Origin of the sequence: Streptomyces lasiicapitis (assembly GCF_014646335.1) — a bacterium.
Classification (GTDB): Bacteria; Actinomycetota; Actinomycetes; order Streptomycetales; family Streptomycetaceae; genus Streptomyces; species Streptomyces lasiicapitis.
This window is the reverse complement of the sequence record NZ_BMNG01000011.1, coordinates 293,809-310,664: the sequence shown is the minus strand read 5'-3', so window position 1 is coordinate 310,664 and position 16,856 is coordinate 293,809. Positions and strand designations below refer to the sequence as shown.

The 16,856-nt window shown below is 69.8% G+C and carries 14 protein-coding genes and 1 tRNA gene; 5 read left to right on the top strand and 10 right to left on the bottom strand.

Annotated elements, in window-relative coordinates; translation table 11 throughout:
* Positions 1–167: 167 nt before the first annotated feature.
* Together IEY91_RS24985 and IEY91_RS24980 are read right to left on the bottom strand one after the other, a co-directional pair.
* Complete coding sequence (locus IEY91_RS24985) at positions 168–506, bottom strand: chorismate mutase (protein WP_189175766.1); 339 nt, start codon at positions 504–506, stop codon at positions 168–170.
* 11 nt (positions 507–517) lie between these two features.
* Positions 518–1,438 carry a helix-turn-helix domain-containing protein gene (locus IEY91_RS24980; protein ID WP_189175765.1) on the bottom strand — a complete coding sequence of 307 codons (921 nt, stop codon included), beginning with the start codon at positions 1,436–1,438 and terminating at the stop codon, positions 518–520.
* Positions 1,439–1,611: 173 nt separating this feature from the next.
* Between IEY91_RS24980 and IEY91_RS24975 the strand changes: the two genes are divergently transcribed.
* Both IEY91_RS24975 and IEY91_RS24970 read left to right on the top strand, forming a co-directional pair.
* A complete protein-coding gene (locus IEY91_RS24975; RefSeq protein ID WP_189175833.1) occupies positions 1,612–3,411 on the top strand; it encodes a glycoside hydrolase family 35 protein in 1,800 nt (599 codons plus the stop codon).
* Positions 3,412–3,442: 31 nt separating this feature from the next.
* A complete protein-coding gene (locus IEY91_RS24970; RefSeq protein ID WP_164325886.1) occupies positions 3,443–3,865 on the top strand; it encodes a hypothetical protein in 423 nt (140 codons plus the stop codon).
* Between the two features lie 23 nt (positions 3,866–3,888).
* Here IEY91_RS24970 and IEY91_RS24965 read toward each other — a convergent pair whose 3' ends face one another.
* The 3 genes from IEY91_RS24965 to IEY91_RS24955 form a co-directional block, all read right to left on the bottom strand.
* Positions 3,889–5,349, bottom strand: a complete 1,461-nt coding sequence (locus IEY91_RS24965) for a lysine N(6)-hydroxylase/L-ornithine N(5)-oxygenase family protein (protein ID WP_189175764.1) — start codon at positions 5,347–5,349, stop codon at positions 3,889–3,891.
* On the bottom strand, positions 5,346–6,755 hold the full coding sequence (locus tag IEY91_RS24960; RefSeq protein WP_189175763.1) for a pyridoxal phosphate-dependent decarboxylase family protein: 1,410 nt from the start codon (positions 6,753–6,755) through the stop codon (positions 5,346–5,348). The genes IEY91_RS24965 and IEY91_RS24960 overlap by 4 nt, the downstream gene beginning before the upstream one ends.
* 224 nt (positions 6,756–6,979) lie before the next feature.
* Positions 6,980–8,773 (bottom strand): bifunctional metallophosphatase/5'-nucleotidase, encoded by a 1,794-nt coding sequence (locus IEY91_RS24955; protein ID WP_189175762.1) that lies wholly within the window; start codon positions 8,771–8,773, stop codon positions 6,980–6,982.
* A gap of 169 nt (positions 8,774–8,942) precedes the next feature.
* Here IEY91_RS24955 and IEY91_RS24950 point away from each other — a divergent pair, with 169 nt between their 5' ends.
* Complete coding sequence (locus tag IEY91_RS24950) at positions 8,943–9,653, top strand: SIMPL domain-containing protein (protein WP_189175761.1); 711 nt, start codon at positions 8,943–8,945, stop codon at positions 9,651–9,653.
* Positions 9,654–9,775: 122 nt separating this feature from the next.
* Positions 9,776–11,212, top strand: a complete 1,437-nt coding sequence (gene pyk / locus IEY91_RS24945; RefSeq protein WP_164325891.1) for a pyruvate kinase — start codon at positions 9,776–9,778, stop codon at positions 11,210–11,212.
* Positions 11,213–11,336: 124 nt separating this feature from the next.
* On the opposite strand, the gene IEY91_RS24940 is transcribed toward pyk, so the two are convergent.
* The 3 genes from IEY91_RS24940 to IEY91_RS24930 form a co-directional block, all read right to left on the bottom strand.
* Positions 11,337–13,241 carry an alkyl/aryl-sulfatase gene (locus IEY91_RS24940; protein ID WP_189175760.1) on the bottom strand — a complete coding sequence of 635 codons (1,905 nt, stop codon included), beginning with the start codon at positions 13,239–13,241 and terminating at the stop codon, positions 11,337–11,339.
* Between the two features lie 119 nt (positions 13,242–13,360).
* The gene (locus IEY91_RS24935; RefSeq protein WP_189175759.1) at positions 13,361–14,134 is read right to left on the bottom strand and encodes a helix-turn-helix domain-containing protein; all 774 of its coding nucleotides are present in this window, start codon (positions 14,132–14,134) and stop codon (positions 13,361–13,363) included.
* 109 nt (positions 14,135–14,243) lie between these two features.
* Positions 14,244–14,318, bottom strand: a tRNA-Leu gene (locus tag IEY91_RS24930).
* A 99-nt stretch (positions 14,319–14,417) separates the two neighbouring features.
* On the opposite strand from IEY91_RS24930, the gene IEY91_RS24925 reads away from it, so the two are divergent.
* Positions 14,418–15,071: an ANTAR domain-containing response regulator gene (locus tag IEY91_RS24925; protein WP_164325894.1), complete on the top strand. Its 654-nt coding sequence runs from the start codon at positions 14,418–14,420 to the stop codon at positions 15,069–15,071.
* A 140-nt stretch (positions 15,072–15,211) separates the two neighbouring features.
* Here IEY91_RS24925 and IEY91_RS24920 read toward each other — a convergent pair whose 3' ends face one another.
* Positions 15,212–15,928: an ABC transporter ATP-binding protein gene (locus IEY91_RS24920; RefSeq protein ID WP_164325895.1), complete on the bottom strand. Its 717-nt coding sequence runs from the start codon at positions 15,926–15,928 to the stop codon at positions 15,212–15,214.
* Complete coding sequence (locus tag IEY91_RS24915) at positions 15,925–16,854, bottom strand: ABC transporter ATP-binding protein (protein WP_373288013.1); 930 nt, start codon at positions 16,852–16,854, stop codon at positions 15,925–15,927. Before IEY91_RS24915 ends, IEY91_RS24920 begins: the two co-directional genes overlap by 4 nt.
* Between the last annotated feature and the right edge of the window lie 2 nt (positions 16,855–16,856).

Below are 16,856 nucleotides of genomic sequence, written 5' to 3'. Positions count from 1 at the left end.
GGGCGCCTGGGAGGGGGTACCGCCGTCGGCGGGCACAGGGGTAGGGGCGTCACCTCCGCTGCCCGCAGGGGGGAGTCGGGTGCGGTGCCGCGCCCCGTAAGGGGCGCGGGGAACTGCGCGACCAGCCCCCACCGGCCCGCAGGGGTCGTCACCGCACAGCCCAGCGCTCAGCGCGCCGCGATGCTCTCGTGGTGGCGGATCACCTCGGCGATGATGAAGTTGAGGAACTTCTCGGCGAAGGCCGGGTCCAGCTTGGCGTTCTCCGCGAGCTCGCGGAGGCGGGCGATCTGGCGGGACTCGCGGGCCGGGTCGGCGGGCGGCAGGTGGTGGTTGGCCTTGAGGTGGCCGACCTGCTGGGTGCACTTGAAGCGCTCGGCGAGCATGTGGACGACGGCGGCGTCGATGTTGTCGATGCTGTCCCGCAGCCGGGACAGCTCGGCGCGCACGGCGGGGTCGACGCCGTCCCCGGCGGCCCCGCTGTCGTCACTGGTGTGGCGTGTGGTCATGGCAGTCGAGCCTACGTGGCCCCGCCCGCGGAGCCCGACGCGGCCGGGCCGCCCGGGGACGTGAGGGTGGGCGGATGCTCGGGGTCGGGCACCTGCTGGGACCAGCCGCCGGGCACGGTCCGCCCCTGCTGCTCACGGAAGCGCACCGGAGCCATGCCGACGCGGCGCGTGAACAGGCGGGAGAAGTACGCGGGGTCGTCGTAGCCGACGCGCCGCGCCACCGCAGCGACGGGCAGCTCGGTGGCGGCGAGCAGCTCCTTGGCGCGGCCGAGGCGGATGCCGAGCAGGTAGTCCTTGGGGCTGCACCCGGCGCCCCGGCGCACGGCGGTGCGCAGCTCGGCGGGCGTCATGCCGTGCCGGGCGGCGTGCTCGGTCACCGAAAGGGGCTTGAACGCGTCGCGTGCCAGGGACTGCAGGACGGGGTCGCCGTCCGGGGCGATGTCGGCGCGGGCCCGGCGCAGCGCGACGAGCAGCTCGTGCACGGCCGCGCTGGTCTCGACCTCAAGGAGCGGATTGTCCCGCCGGGCCGCGCGCGCGATGCGGCCGACGACGGCACGCGCGGCGTCCGCGTCGGCCAGCGGCACCACGGGCCGGTCGGGCTCGATGTAGCCGAGTTCGGTGTACGTCGCCGTGGCGGGCCCCGTGAAGTCGACGAAGCACTCGTCCCACCCGGTCTCCGGATTCGCGCCGTAATGGTGCGCCACCCCCGGCGACAGCCAGACGAGCGCGGGCGCGGACACGGTTCTGCGCCGCCCGTCCGGGGCCCGGAACCACCCGCAGCCCGAGCTGATGACGATCGCGACGTGATGGTCCAGGGTGCGCGGCCCCACGGCGGGCAGCGTGCCGTGCTGCAGACCGACCCCGAGACAGACCAGACCGAGCCGCTGGTGGACCGGGCTCGGCGTGAAATACCGCATCCACGTGTGGTACATCCGCTGCCGCCCCTCTCGTAAGCCGCGCCCGCCGGACCCGTAAGCCGCGCCGCCGCTCTCGCGTGCCACGCCCGCCGGTACTTCGCTGCGTCCAACCCGGCTCGATCTTTGTCCATGGACCCTGCCGCCCGCCAGAGGCAATCGTGGCCGCAGCAGTGATCGGGAGGGACACGATGGACGGCGGCTACAACGTGGGCGACGACGGCCTCGGCGCGCGCGGCGACAGCTTCAGGGTGGGCGCGGACGACTTCGAACTGGACGGGCGGCCCGTACGGCTGCTCTCCGGAGCCCTGCACTACTTCCGGGTGCACGAGCAACAGTGGGGCCACCGCCTCGCGATGCTGCGCGCGATGGGCCTCAACTGCGTGGAGACGTACGTCCCATGGAACCTGCACGAACCCCGCCCCGGGGAACTGCACGACATCACGGCCCTCGGCCGCTTCCTGGACGCCGCGCACGAAGCGGGCCTGTGGGCGATCGTCCGCCCCGGCCCCTACATCTGCGCCGAGTGGGACAACGGCGGCCTCCCGTACTGGCTGACGGCCGAACTCGGCACCCGCGCCCGCACCCGCGACGCGACGTACCTGGCGCACGTCGAGCGCTGGTTCGCCCGCCTGCTGCCCCAGGTCGTCTCCCGCCAGCACGACCGCGGCGGCCCTGTGATCATGGTGCAGGTCGAGAACGAGTACGGCAGCTACGGCTCCGACCAGGTCTACCTGCGCCACCTCGCCGACCTCCTGCGCGCCCACGGCGTCACCGCGGAACTGTGCACCTCCGACGGCCCCGAGGACCACATGCTGACCGGCGGCAGCGTCCCCGGCGTCCTCGCCACCGTGAACTTCGGCTCCCAGGCCCGCGACGGCTTCGCCGCGCTGCGCCGCCACCGCCCCAAGGGCCCGCTGATGTGCATGGAGTTCTGGTGCGGCTGGTTCGACCACTGGGGCGCGGAACCCGTCGTACGCGACCCCCAGGACGCCGCGGACGCCCTCCGCGAGATCCTCGACTGCGGCGCCTCCGTCAACATCTACATGGCGCACGGCGGCACGAACTTCGCCGGCTGGGCGGGCGCCAACCGGGCCGGCGGCGCGCTCCACGACGGCCGACTGCAGCCCGACGTCACCTCCTACGACTACGACGCGCCCATCGACGAACACGGCCGCCCCACCGAGAAATTCTGGCTCTTCCGCGCCCTGCTCGCCGCCCACTCCGACACCCCCCTGCCCGCCCCGCCCTCACCCCCCGCCGCTCTCGCCGCCCCCGCCTCGGCCCGCCTCACCGACTGGGTGCCCCTCGACGCCGTCGCGGACGCCCTCGGCACCCCCGAGACGGAGCACGCCGTCCCGCCCACCTTCGAGGACCTCGACGTCGACCGCGGCCTGGTGCGCTACACCCTCGACCTCCCCGGACCCCGTGAGCCGTACCCCCTCAGCGTGCGCGGTCTGCGGGACCAGGCCGTCGTGTACGTCGACGGCGTGCGGGCCGGACTCCTCACCGAGGACGCCCCGACCCTCCCGGAGCCCGTCGCGGGTCCCGCGCGCGTGACGCTCTGGACGGAATCCCTGGGCCGGGTCAACTACGGCCCCCGCGTGGGGGAGTCCAAGGGCATCACGGGCGGGGTGCTGCACGAGCGGCAGTACGCGCACGGGGTGCGGGCCGTCGGCCTGCCCCTCGGAGCCTTCGACGACGCCGCAGCCGTACGAGCACTCACCGCGGGCGGCACCTGCCGAGGACGGCCCGGCCTCTACCGGGGCACCCTCGACGTCCGCGGCGCGGGCGACGCCACCCTCGAACTGCCCGGCTGGCGCCGGGGATTCGTGTGGCTGAACGGCTTCTGCCTGGGCCGCTACTGGGCCGTCGGCCCGCAGAAGGGGCTGTACGTACCCGGGCCGGTGCTGCGGGAGGGCGCCAACGAGGTGTGGGTCCTCGAGGTGGAGGGAGCACCGGGGGAGGAACTGGAGGTACGGCTCGGGTGAGCCTTGCCCCGCCGCGGATAGCCTCTGCAGCATGAACGAGGAACTCGCCGCGGCGCTGGCGGTCGTGCAGCGCGATCTGCGGGCCACGTGCGCCGTGCAGCCCATCGTCCGTGAGGAACTCGACTTCGACGACGCTCCGCTGGTGGTGCTGTACGAGGCCGACGGTTCGGGCGTGGGCGTCTCGGTGCCCGAAGGGCAGGACGCGGCCGAGCAGTTGGCGAGCCTCGCGGAACAGGTCAAGGACTGGGCGGTGGAGGCGCTGGCCTCGCAGTTGCTGCCCGCGACCTGGCCCGAGTGCCCTCACCACCCGGCCTCGCATCCGCTGGACGCGGAGGTGGCCGAGGGCGTGGCGGTGTGGTCGTGCCCCCGGACGCGCCGCGTGGTCGCCCCGGTGGGCACGCTCGCCGAGCTGGGACGGGCCGGGGGCGGGCGGCGGCGCGGCGTCAGCTCTTGACGCGACTCAGCTCTTGACGCGACTCAGTTCTTGAGGCGTACGAGGTTGGTGCGCCGCTCACCCTGCGGGGGAACGGGGGTGCGGGCCTGGGGGTCGGTGAGGCCGAAGCTGGTGAAGGCGGTGCGGTCCGGCAGCGGGTAGGGATTCTTGCCGGTGAGGCTGTTGAGGATGGTGGCGCTGCGCCAGGCGGCGAGGCCGAGGTCGGGCGCGCCGACGCCGTGCGTGTGACGTTCGGCGTTCTGTACGTAGACGTTGCTGCCCGTGCCGGTGACGGAGGGGTCGAGGACGAGGCGGTACTGCTCGTCGATGCGGGGGCGCTCGGAGGAGTCCCGGCGCATGTACGGGTCGAGGCCGGCGAGGATCTGGTCCAGGGGGCGCTCGCGGTAGCCGGTGGCCAGGATCACGGCGTCGGTGGTGAGGCGGGAGCGGGTGCCCTGCTGGACGTGCTCCAGGTGGAGTTCGACACGGGTGGCGCCGACACGACCCGCGGTGCGGACGGCGACGCCGGGGGTGAGGACGGCGTCGGGCCAGCCGCCGTGCAGGGTGCGCTGGTACAGCTCGTCGTGGATGGCGGCGATGGTGTCGGCGTCGATGCCCTTGTGGAGCTGCCACTGGCCGGGGACGAGACGGTCGCGCACGGGCTCGGGCAGCGCGTGGAAGTAGCGCGTGTAGTCCGGGGTGAAGTGCTCCAGGCCCAGCTTGGAGTACTCCATGGGCGCGAAGGCCTCGCTGCGCGCCAGCCAGTGGATCTTCTCGTGGCCCGCGGGGCGGTGCTTGAGCAGGTCCAGGAAGATCTCCGCACCGGACTGCCCCGAGCCGATGACGGTGATGTGGTCGGCGGTGAGGAAGCGGTCGCGGTGCAGGAGGTAGTCGGCGGAGTGCACGACGGGCACGGTGGGGACGTCCGCCAGCGGCCTGAGCGGCTCGGGGACGTACGGGGCGGTGCCGACGCCGACGGCGATGTTCCGGGCGTGGGTGCGGCCGAGCGCCTCGGCCTCGCCGTCGGCGTCGAGCTGGGTGAAGTCGACCTCGAACAGGGCGCGTTCGGGGTTCCAGCGGACGGCGTCGATCTGGTGGCCGAAGTGCAGGGCGGGCAGATGCTCGCTGACCCAGCGGCAGTAGGCGTCGTACTCGGCGCGCTGGATGTGGAAGCGCTCGGCGAAGTAGAAGGGGAAGAGGCGCTCGCGGGAGCGCAGATAGCTGAGGAACGACCAGGGGTTCGCGGGATCGGCGAGCGTCACCAGGTCGGCGAGGAACGGCACTTGGAGGGTGGCGCCGTCGATGAGGAGCCCGGGGTGCCAGTGGAAGGACGGCCGCTGCTCGTAGAAGGCCGCGTCGATGCCGTCGAGGGGCTGGGCGAGAGCGGCCAGGGACAGGTTGAACGGGCCGATGCCGATGCCGACCAGGTCGCGGGGGCCTTCGGGGGCGGTGGGCGCCTGTTCGGGCTTGGCAGGCAGATCGGGCGTGGCCGACGCGTCCTTCATCGGGGGCTGATTCCTTCCACGAGCGCGAGCAGGGCCGCGAGGTCCTCGGAGCGGGTGTGCGGGTTGAGCAGGGTGGCCTTGAGCCAGCGCCGGCCGTCGAGCTGGGCGCGGCCGAGGACGGCGGTGCCGTCGGTCAGGAGTGTCCTCCGTACGCGGGCGATGTGGTCGTCGTCGGCGTCGGTTGGCCGGAACAGAACGGTGCTGATGGCGGGCTTGTCGTAGAGCTCGAAGCCGGGGTGCGCGGCGACGAGGTCGGCGAACTCGCGCGCGCGGTCGCAGACCTGGTCGACGAGGGCGCCGAGCCCGGTACGGCCCAGCGCCTTGAGGGTCACGGCGATCTTCAGGGCGTCGGGTCTGCGGGTGGTGCGCAGCGAGCGGCCGAGGAGATCGGGCAGACCGGCCTCGGTGTCGTCGTCCGCGTTCAGGTAGTCCGCGCTGTGCCCGAGGATGTCGAGATCGGCGGCGCAGCGGACGGTCAGGACGCCCGCGGCGGCGGGCTGCCAGCCGAGCTTGTGCAGGTCCAGGGCGACACTGTCGGCTCTGTCGAGGCCGTGCAGCTTCGCCTTGTGTACGTCGCTGAAGAGCAGGCCCGCGCCGTAGGCGGCGTCGACGTGCAGGCGGGCGCCGTGGGCGGCGCACAGGTCGGCGATGTCCGTGAGGGGGTCGATGAGACCGGCGTCGGTGGTCCCCGCGGTGGCGGCCACGAGGAAGTGGCCGGGCGGGCCCGGGAGTTCGGTGAGCGCCTCGTCCAGGGCGGCCGGGTCCAGGACACCGGCGGGCGCGGGCACGGTGACGGGCTCCGGCATGCCGAGGAGCCACGCCGCGCGCCGCAGCGAGTGGTGGGCGTTCTCGCCCACCAGGACGTGGAGGGCGTGGCCGTGGACGGCCGCCTGTTCGCGGGCGAGGAGGAGGGCCAGCTGATTGGATTCCGTGCCGCCGGTGGTGATCAGGGCGTCGGCGCCGGTGTCGGCTTCTGTCGTTTCCCCGTGGACCTCGACGGCGAGGGCCGCCGTGAGCAGCCCTTCCAGCGCGGAGGCCGCGGGGGCCTGGTCCCAGGAGTCCATGGAGGGATTGAGGGCGGAAGCGGCGAGGTCCGCCGCGGCCGCCAGAGCCAGCGGCGGGCAGTGCAGATGGGCCGCGCACAGCGGGTCCGCGGGGTCGGCCGCGCCCGCGGCGACGGCGCCGACGACCGCGCGCAGCGCCTCGTCCGCGTCGGCGCCGTGAGCGGGCAGCAGCTCTCCCGCCGCCTCCCGAACCCGGGCCTCCACAGCGGCCGGGCCGCCGCGCGGCAGCGGTCCACCGCGCTCCGCGGCCCCCTCCGCCAGGGCCTCCAGAGCGGTTTCGAGCAACGGCCGCAGGGCTTGGGGGCCCTGGAGGCCTCCGGCGAGGGGCGGCGGGCTGCTCATGGCGGTGTCCTCCGGGTACGCGGATGGGGCCACCAGCTTGTCCGGGTGTCGCCCGGCTCGCCCGGAAAGCCCAACGATCGGGACCCGAAAGGGGTATTGGGAGGTGCGAGGTTTGCGGGGTCGTGAGGTGGGTGGTAGGTGATGGGCCCTGCCGGGGGCTTCCCCCGTCCCACCCCTTCCCGAAACTTGGGCGCCGCCCCGGACCCCCGGGGCGGCGCCGGACCTCAGAACACCGGCGACCCCTCACGGGTCAGCCGCCAGCCCACCGCCGCGAACTCCGCCGGATCCACCGTGCCCTTCGCCTTCACCCACGAAATGATCGTGTTGCGTATCTCGTCGGAATTCGCCCACAACTGCTTCGCGCCCGCCACGTGCGGGAAATTCCCGCCGCCGCTCGCCCGGTAATTGTTCACCGCGAGCACGAATTCCGCCTTCGGGTCGAGATCCTTGCCATCGAATTGCAGTTTGACGATCCGGGACCCGGCCGGCTGCGCGATGTCGATCTCGTACGAAACCCCGTACAACGCGTCGTAGTTGTAATCCGGAATGCCGTCCGCGTTCGTCAGCTTCGCCGTATCCACAGGACCGCCCGGCGCCGTCCGCGCGTAATAGCGCGCCGAGAACTCCAGATAATCCTTCAGCTGCGCACCCGTGATCAGCCGCGCCTCAAGGGTGTTCTCGAACGGATACAGGCCCGCCGCGTCCCGGATCGTCACCTCGCCCGCCGGGATCTTCGCGGTCCGGGAGAAGCAGGACGCCTGCGACAGGACCGGCAGCTTCGCGTACGCGCCGCCCGCAAGCGCCGCCTTCACCGTCTCCGCCTGCACATGGTTGATCAGATCGATGATCGCGACATCCTTGTACGGGCCCTCGGCCGTGCTCATCGCCGCCTTGGAGGTGCCGATGACCTGGTTGACGTACGCCACGACCTTCTTGTGCTCGTCCCCGAGCAGCCGCGTGATCTTCCGGTCCTCCGCCGCCGCATTCGAGTTCAGGACCTTCGCGCCGACCTTCGCCACCCGCCAGCGGCCCTTCGACCACACCAGGTCGAAGTCGAACAGCGTCAGACGCTGCCCCCACTTCAGCGGCTCGGACAGCACCACCTTCTTGCCCGTCTTCTTGTTCTCCACCAGATACTCGGGAATCTCCGTGTGCGCGTGCCCCACCAGAATCGCGTCGATCCCCGGCACCTGCTCCGCCACCAGGGCCGCCGCGTTCTCGATGTGCGGCAACTGATCCCCGTACGACGACGTGCCGCTCGACCCCGAATGCGCCGACACGATCACCACGTCCGCACCCATCGACCGCAGCCGCGGCACCCACTTCGCCGCCTGCTCCTCCAGACCCGGGAACGTCATCTTGCCCTGCACGTTCGCCTTGTCCCAGATCGCGATGCCCGGATTCGTCAGGCCAAGGACCGCCACCCGCACATCACGGCCGTGCGGCGTGCGAAGGCGGTGCATGCTGTACGGCGCGAACGCCGGCCGCTGCGTCTTCGCGTCCAACGCGTTCGCCCCGAGCAGCGGAAAGTCGCACTGCTCCTCGAACTTCCGAAGGACCGGGATGCCGTAGTTGAACTCGTGGTTGCCGAGCGCCGCCGCGTCATAGCCGATCGCGTTCATCGCCTGCGCCATCGGATGCACCGGGCCCCGCGCGGCCGTGATCGGGTCGACCTTCGCGTAGTAGTACGACAGCTGCGTGCCCTGGATCGTGTCGCCCGCGTCGATCAGGAGCGTGTTGCGGCGGCCCTTCTCCTTGCGGACCGCCGACACCAGCGTGGAGATCTTCGCCAGACCCACATCGTTGTGGTCCTTGTCGTCGAACTCCTTGTCCGTGAAGTAGTCCCAGTTGAAGACATTGCCGTGCAGGTCGGTGGTGCCCATCACGGTGAAGGAGTAGCGCTTGCCGCCGTGCGGCGCGGCGGGGGCGGCATCGGCGGCCACCGCCGGGCCCGCGAGCGCGACACCCGCTCCCGCGGCGGCGGAGCTCCCCAGGAACGACCTTCTGTCGAGCGGCATTCGTTGTCTCCCTCGTGAACCTTCATGATCTGCGCGGCCTCGCGACGCGCGTAGATTCTGGCCCACCAGCCCCACGTGGGAACACCCCCGCAAGGTTGCGATCCGATGACCGCCACGGATCCCCGACGGACCGGGCCCATCACCACCGCCTGGTGCGACAGTGGATCCCATGACCACCCCAGAAGCCACCCCCAGCGTCCCCTACGGCACCCCCGAGGCCCCCCGCCTCGCCGTCCGAGGCGAAGCCCACCTCGAAGTCGACCCCGAGATCGCCCGCATCGGCATCACCGTCAGCGCCCGCGGCAGCGACCGCCGCGACGCCCTCGCCGACCTCACCCGCCGCAACACCGCCGTCATCGACCTCGTCAAGACCTACGGCGAAGCCGTCGAACGCGTCGAGACCGGCGCCTTCTCCATCACCCCCGAACTCACCAAACGCGGTAAGGGCGAACGCGTCCGCACCTACCACGGCCGCGTCCACATCACCGCCGAACTCACCGACTTCACCGCACTCGGCGAACTCACCACCCGCGTCGCCGACTTGGAACTCACCCGCATCGACGGCCCCTGGTGGTCCCTGCGCCCCGACTCACCCGCCCACCGCCGCGCCCGCCAGGAAGCCGTCAAGGAAGCCGTCCAGCGCGCCCGCGAATACGCCGAAGCCCTCGGCACCAGCCTCGCCGCGCTCGTCGAGATCGCCGACATCGGCGCCGACAACGCCCCCTACCCGAACTACGGCGGCCCCACCGCCCCCGGCATGGCCCGCTCCGCCTACGGCGGCGCCCCCGAAGCCGCCCCCGCCCTCGACCTCGAACCCCAGCGCCAGACCGTCTACGCCCAGGTGAACGCCCGCTTCACCATGGCACCCCCGCAACTCTGAACACGCTCATCGGAGCAAGCCCCCGCACACTTCAACACTTGTCAATAGCCCTTCACGCAAAGGTTGTTGAGTAGTCATGCCCAACCAATTCTCTACCCACCAGTAAGGCCTAAAGTCGAAGCATGCGCCGAGCAAAAATCGTTTGCACCCTGGGACCCGCCACCGACACCTACGACCAGATCAAGGCCCTGGTCGAAGCCGGAATGGACGTGGCACGCTTCAACCTCAGTCACGGCTCGTACGCCGACCACGAGGAGCGCTACCAGCGCGTGCGCAAGGCCGCCGACGAGCTCGGCCGCAGCGTCGGCATCCTCGCCGACCTTCAAGGCCCGAAGATCCGCCTCGGCCGCTTCCGCGAAGGACCCGTACTGCTTGAACGGGGCGACGAGTTCACCATCACCGTCGAACCCGACGTAGAAGGCGACCGCCAGCTCTGCGGCACCACCTACGACGGCCTCGCCGCCGACGTCACCCCCGGCGAACGCATCCTCGTCGACGACGGCAAAGTCACCCTCGAAGTCACCGCCGTCGAAGGCCCCCGCGTCACCACCACCGTCGTCGAAGGCGGCATGGTCTCCGACAACAAAGGCCTCAACCTCCCCGGCGTCGCCGTCTCCGTCCCCGCCCTCTCAGACAAGGACGAAGCAGACCTCCGCTGGGCCCTGAACACCGGCTTCGACGTCATCGCCCTGTCCTTCGTCCGCAGCGGACGCGACATCGAAGACGTCCACCGCATCATGGACGAGGAGAACCGCCGCCTCCCCGTCATCGCCAAAGTCGAAAAACCCCAGGCCGTCGACAACATCGACGACATCGTCGCCGCCTTCGACGGCATCATGGTCGCCCGCGGCGACCTCGGCGTAGAAATGCCCCTGGAACAAGTCCCCATCGTCCAGAAGCGCGCCATCAAGCTCGCCAAGCGCAACGCCAAACCCGTCATCGTCGCCACCCAGATGCTCGACTCGATGATCGACAACTCCCGGCCCACCCGCGCCGAAGCCTCCGACGTCGCCAACGCCGTCATCGACGGCACCGACGCCGTCATGCTCTCCGGCGAGACCAGCGTCGGCAAATACCCCATCGAAACGGTCCGCACGATGAGCCGCATCGTCGAAGCCGCCGAGGAAGACATCCTCGCCAAGGGACTCCCGCCGCTCACCGAACGCAACAAACCCCGCACCCAGGGCGGAGCCGTAGCCCGCGCCGCCGCCGACATGGGCGACTTCCTCGGCGCGAAATTCCTCGTCGCCTTCACCCAGTCCGGCGACACCGTCAAACGCCTCTCCCGCTACCGCTCACCCATCCCGCTGCTCGCCTTCACCCCCGACGCGGCCACCCGCTCCCAGCTCAACCTCACCTGGGGCGTCGAAACCTTCCTCGGCCCGCACGTCGAATCCACCGACGCCATGGTCCAGCAGGTCGACGAACAACTCCTGAAGATCGGCCGCTGCCAGAAGGGCGACATCGTCGTCATCACCGCCGGCTCACCCCCCGGCGTCCCCGGCTCCACCAACCTCGTCCGCGTCCACCACATCGGCGAGGACGACACCCCCGAGTAAGGGGGCCACACACCATTGCAGTCGAGGGCCGCTCCCGCGGGGGAGCGGCCCTCGACTGCGTACGCGGCTATATCTGCGTACGCGGCTATGTACGCGTACGTCTCCATGCGTCCGTACGCGGCGGCTACGGCGTCACGATCGCGAAATCCGGATCCGGCTCGTCCACGACACCCAACAAGGTGTGCAGCAACGACACATCACCATCGACCTCGATGTCGCCAAGCCCCTTCCCCGCCAGCATCGCCAACAACTGAGGCTTCGTCATCGTCAACGTGACACCCGCATCCGGATCCGCCTTCGCATCACTGCGATACGTCAACACACCATGCCGCAACACCACATGCCACGTCTTCCCCAGCGCCGGAAGAACCCAGTCCATCGTCAGCCGCACATCCCAGGCCCTCGGCCCATTGACCCGAATCGCCACCGAATCAATGAGCTGATCGACATCGAGAGCCAGCAACAGATCAGAACTCACGACGGACGCCCCCGCCCCCTCCGTGCCCTTCACGCCCTCACGCAACTCCTGAGCGCCCATGAGATAGAAATTCCGCCACACCGCGTTCTCCGAGCCCCGCCCCAGCCGCGTATACACCCGGGCCAACTCCGCCCTCGCCGCCCTGTGCCCCGGATCGGCGAACACCACATGGTTCAACAACGTGGCCGCGAACCGCAGATCACCCTCCCGCACGAACCCCCGCGCCTTCGCCACCGTCGCCGTACGACCCCCCAACGCCCGCACATACCGCTTCGCCTCCGCGACCGGCGGATGCTCCCACAAATGCGCGGGATTCCCGTCGAACCAGCCCATATAACGCTGGTAAATCCCCTTCACGTTATGACTCAACGACCCGTAATAGCCCCGGTTCGCCCACACCTCCGCCAACGCCGGCGGCAACTCCAACTCCTCCGCGATCTCCCGCCCCGTCCACCCCGCATTGATCAACCGCAACGTCTGATCATGCATATACGCGTACAGATCCCGCTGCCGCTCCAACAACTCGACAATCAACTCACCACCCCACGTGGGCCAGTGATGCGAAGCGAACGCGACATCCGCCCGCCCTTCGAAAAGTGACACGCTCTCACTCAAGTAACGCGCCCACTCCCGGGCATCACGCACCTGCGCACCCCGCAACGTGATGATGTTGTGCATCGTGTGCGTCGCGTTCTCCGCCATGCACAACGCCCGCAGATCCGGCAGCAGGAAATTCATCTCCGCCGGCGCCTCGGTCCCCGGCGTCATCTGAAACTCGAACCGCACCCCGTCCACGACCTCGACCTGCCCGGTCCGCTCCACACTCCGCGTCGGTGGAATCAACCCCACCGACCCCAGCGACACCGTCTGCCCCAACCCACAACCCACCTGCCCCACCGCCGACTTCGGCAGCCGCGCCCCGTACATGTACCCCGACCGGCGCTGCATCGCCGTCCCCGCGTACACGTTCTCCGACACCGCGTGCTCCAGGAACCCGTCCGGCGCGAGCACGGGCACGTCGCCCGCAGCCCCCTCCGGCAGCACCCCGCGACACCCCCCGAAGTGATCCACATGCGGATGCGTGTAGATCAACCCCGTGACCGGCCGGTCGCCCCGATGCGCGCGATACAACTCCAACGCGGCAGCCGCCGTCTCCGCCGAGATCAGCGGATCAACGACGACGACCCCTCTCTCACCCTCGACCACCGTCATGTTCGACAGATCAAGCCCCCGCACCTGATAAACCCGGTCCGCGACCTTGTACAGCCCCTGCCTGGCCACCAACTTCCCCTGCCGCCACAGCCCCTCGTGCACGCTGCCCGGCGCCGCCCCCTCCAAAAACCCGTACGCGTCGGCGTCGTACACCACCTGCCCCTCGGCATTCCGCACCACCCCCGGCACCAGCGCCGCCACGAACCCCCGATCCGCATCGGCGAAATCACCCCCGGCGGGCGGGGGTTCCGCCGAAGCGGCCTCAGGACTGAGAGCGACGGCCGCCGCGGCGGCCCCTGCTGCGGCGGCCACAAAGCCGCGACGACTGAGCGGAGTCATGCGCCCGAAGATCGCAGCGCGGTTTCGACCGGGTCAACGCCCGCGCCGCGATTTGGGGAGAGTCCCAAGGGGGGTGAGGGAGGACGGTGACGCGTCCTATTGCGGGGGCGGTTGCGGGGTCAGTATTTGGGGCCTACGTGGGTGTCCATGAGAGCGACGGAGGCTTTGCGGGCGATGGAGACGGTGACGGCGGCGCGGCTCTGGTGCAGTGTCTTCCACTCGACGCCGAGCCGGTCGAGGGTGCCGGTGAAGAGCCCGACGATGTCGGTGGACGTGTTCGTGAAGAAGTACCGCGGGTACTCGTAGCGCTTGGTTACGCCGCCGACGAGCCGGGTGGTCCAGTTGGTGATGCGGCAGCCGTCGGAGTGGATGAGGCCGCGGATGAACTCCCACGGGTGCTCGTCGACGATCTCCTGCTGCCATCGTTCGAGCACGATGGCGCGCTCGTGCTTCTTGCCGGGGCCGTGCTGTGGGAACAGGCAGGGCCAGTGCTTGCTGTAGCAGGTGACGTACTGGCAGCCCTGACGCTGGACGCGGAACACCTTGTTGTCCGGACGCAGGACGCCGACCGCCTCCGCGCAGGAGTCGATGAGGCCGGGCCAGGCGTCCGCGCACGCGATGCGCAGGAAGTAGACGCCACGGCGGTGGGAGCTGATGCAGCCGTCACCGAGATAGAGACCCAGTAAGTACGAGTAGGCGGCCTGGTCGCCGGGCTTGCCGGGAACGTCACCGCACCTGGGACACCCGGGAGCGGTCCTGCCGAGCGGTTCGATTCGCGTCTGCCAGGAACGGATCGCCGCGCGCGAGACGCCCACTTCCTTGCTCACGGAGTTGAGACTGCGCCCCTGGGAGACGAGAGCCAGAGCCTGCTTGCGTGTGCCCATGTCGTACATGCGGCCGATACTGAGCCGGAGATGCGCCAGAAGTGGCGGAAAGGGCGATTGCTCACACGATCAAGTGACGTGGATCGATTCTCGCGTGACCTTGGAATCCAAGGAAAAGTGCCCCGGGTCGGACTCGAACCGACACTGTATGGGTTTTGAATCCATTGCCTGCTGCCAATTGGGCTACCGGGGCCCACAGAATCGAAGGTTTCCCCTCACCCTGCGCGCATCCACCATACCGCAGCTAGGTACGCTCTTGGGAAGCAGTATCTGCCCGTACCGAGGAGCCCCCGTGACCACCCCCGAGTCGCCCGAGCCCGCCGACGTGTCCGACGAGCAGTCGCACGTCCCGCCGCTGACGACCCGCGTCGTCATCGCCGAGGACGAGGCCCTCATCCGCCTCGACCTCAAAGAGATGCTCGAGGAAGAGGGCTACACCGTCGTGGGCGAGGCCGGCGACGGCGAGACGGCGATCGAGCTCGCCCGCGAGCACAAGCCGGACCTCGTCATCCTGGACGTGAAGATGCCCGTCCTGGACGGGATCTCCGCGGCGGAGAAGATCGCCGGCGAGTCCATCGCCCCGGTCCTCATGCTCACCGCGTTCTCCCAGCGCGATCTCGTCGAGCGCGCCCGCGACGCCGGCGCGATGGCGTATCTCGTGAAGCCGTTCAGCAAGAGCGACGTGGTGCCCGCCATCGAGATGGCGGTGTCCCGCTTCACGGAGCTGAAGGCCCTGGAGCAGGAGGTCGCCGACCTCACGCAGCGCCTGGAGACCCGCAAGCTGGTGGACCGCGCGAAGTCGATTCTCCAGACGGAGTACGGCCTGACGGAGCCCGCCGCGTTCCGCTGGATCCAGAAGACGTCGATGGACCGCCGCCTGTCGATGCAGCAGGTGGCGGAGGCGGTAATCGAGGACGCGGAGGAAAAGAAGGCAGCCAAGGGCTAGCGCTGTCGGGGCCCGTAAGGGGCGCGGGGAACTGCGCGACCAGCCCCCACCGGCGGTCAGCCAAACGAACCATCGAAGAGGGCGGTCCCCCCGACACCGGGGTGACCGCCCTCTTCGCTGCTCAGGGCCCAGGGGCCAGATCAGTCCTCGCCCAGGTAAGCCTTGCGGACCGACTCGTCATGCAGCAGGTCCTGTCCTGTCCCGGACAGGACGATGTTGCCGACCTCCATCACGTGACCGTGATCGGCGAGGGACAGCGCGGCCTGGGCGTTCTGCTCGACGAGCAGGATGGTGGTGCCCTGGGCCTTGAGCTCGCTGATGGTCTGCATGATCTTCTGCATCATGATCGGGGAGAGCCCCATGGAGGGTTCGTCGAGCATGAGCAGCTTGGGCCGGGACATGAGGGCGCGGCCCATGGCGAGCATTTGCTGTTCGCCGCCGGAGAGGGTGCCGGCGGCTTGCTTGCGGCGTTCGCCGAGGATGGGGAAGAGCTCGTAGGCGCGTTGGATGTCCTTGTCGATGCCTGCTTTGTCGTCGCGGAGGTAGGCACCGAGCTGGAGGTTCTCGGTGATGGTGAGCCGGGGGAAGATGTGCCGGCCTTCGGGGGAGTGGGCGAGTCCGAGGGCGACGATCTTGTGGGCGGGGACGTGGTTGAGTGGCTGCCCGTCGAAGATGATTTTTCCGGCGAGGGGCTTGAGGAGCCCGGAGAGCGTGCGCAGGGTGGTGGTCTTGCCGGCGCCGTTGGTGCCGATGAGGGTGACGACTTGGCCTGCTTCGACGCTGAAGGAGATGCCCTTGACGGCTTCGATCTTGCCGTAGGCGACCCTGAGGTCCTCGACCTCGAGCAGTGTGGTCACAGGCTCTTTCCTTCCGAACCGGTGGTGCTGGTACCGGAGTTGTCGGTACCGGTGGTGCCTGGTGCGGTGTCGTCGGGGGTGGCCGCGGCGGCTTCCGCCTCGGCTTCCGCGGCTTCGACTTCGGCGACTTCCGCGGCCCCGGGCGCTCCTTCGAAGGGGGTGCCGAGGTAGGCGGCGACGACGCGTTCGTCGGCCTGGACGACTTCGGAGCTGCCTTCGACGAGTTTCTCGCCCTGGACGAGGACGGCGACGCGGTCGCAGAGGTTGAAGATGAACCGCATGTCGTGCTCGATGACGAGGACGGCGATGCCTTGGTCGCGTATGGCGAAGACGAGTTCTTCGGCGGCGCGGGTTTCTTGCGGGTTCATGCCGGCGGTGGGCTCGTCGAGGAGGAGGAGTCCGGGTTCGCTGGCGAGTGCGCGGGCGATCTCCAGCTTTCGCTGTTCGCCGTAGGGGAGGTTGCGGGAGAGGTGGTCGGCCTTGTGGGCGAGGCCGATGAATTCAAGGAGCTCCATGGCCCGTGCGTGGGATGCGGCTTCGGCCCTCTTGAAGCCGGGGCCGCGAAGGAGTGCCGACCAGAGGCCTTCCTTGGTCCTGGTGTGGCGTCCGACGAGGACGTTTTCCAGGACGGTCATGTTGGCGAAGAGCCGGATGTTCTGGAAGGTGCGGGCGATGCCTGCGTCGGTGACGAGGTGGGGTTTGGCGGGCAGCACGGTGCCCTTGTAGGAGACCTTGCCCTCGGTGGGGACGTACAGGCCGGTGAGGCAGTTGAAGAAGGTGGTCTTGCCGGCGCCGTTGGGTCCGATGAGGCCGACGATTTCGCCGGTGTTGACGGTGAGGTCGACGGAGCGTACGGCGGTGAGGCCGCCGAAGCGCATGGTGACGCCGCTGGCTTCGAGGACGGTGGTGGTGGTTGTGGTGGTCATGG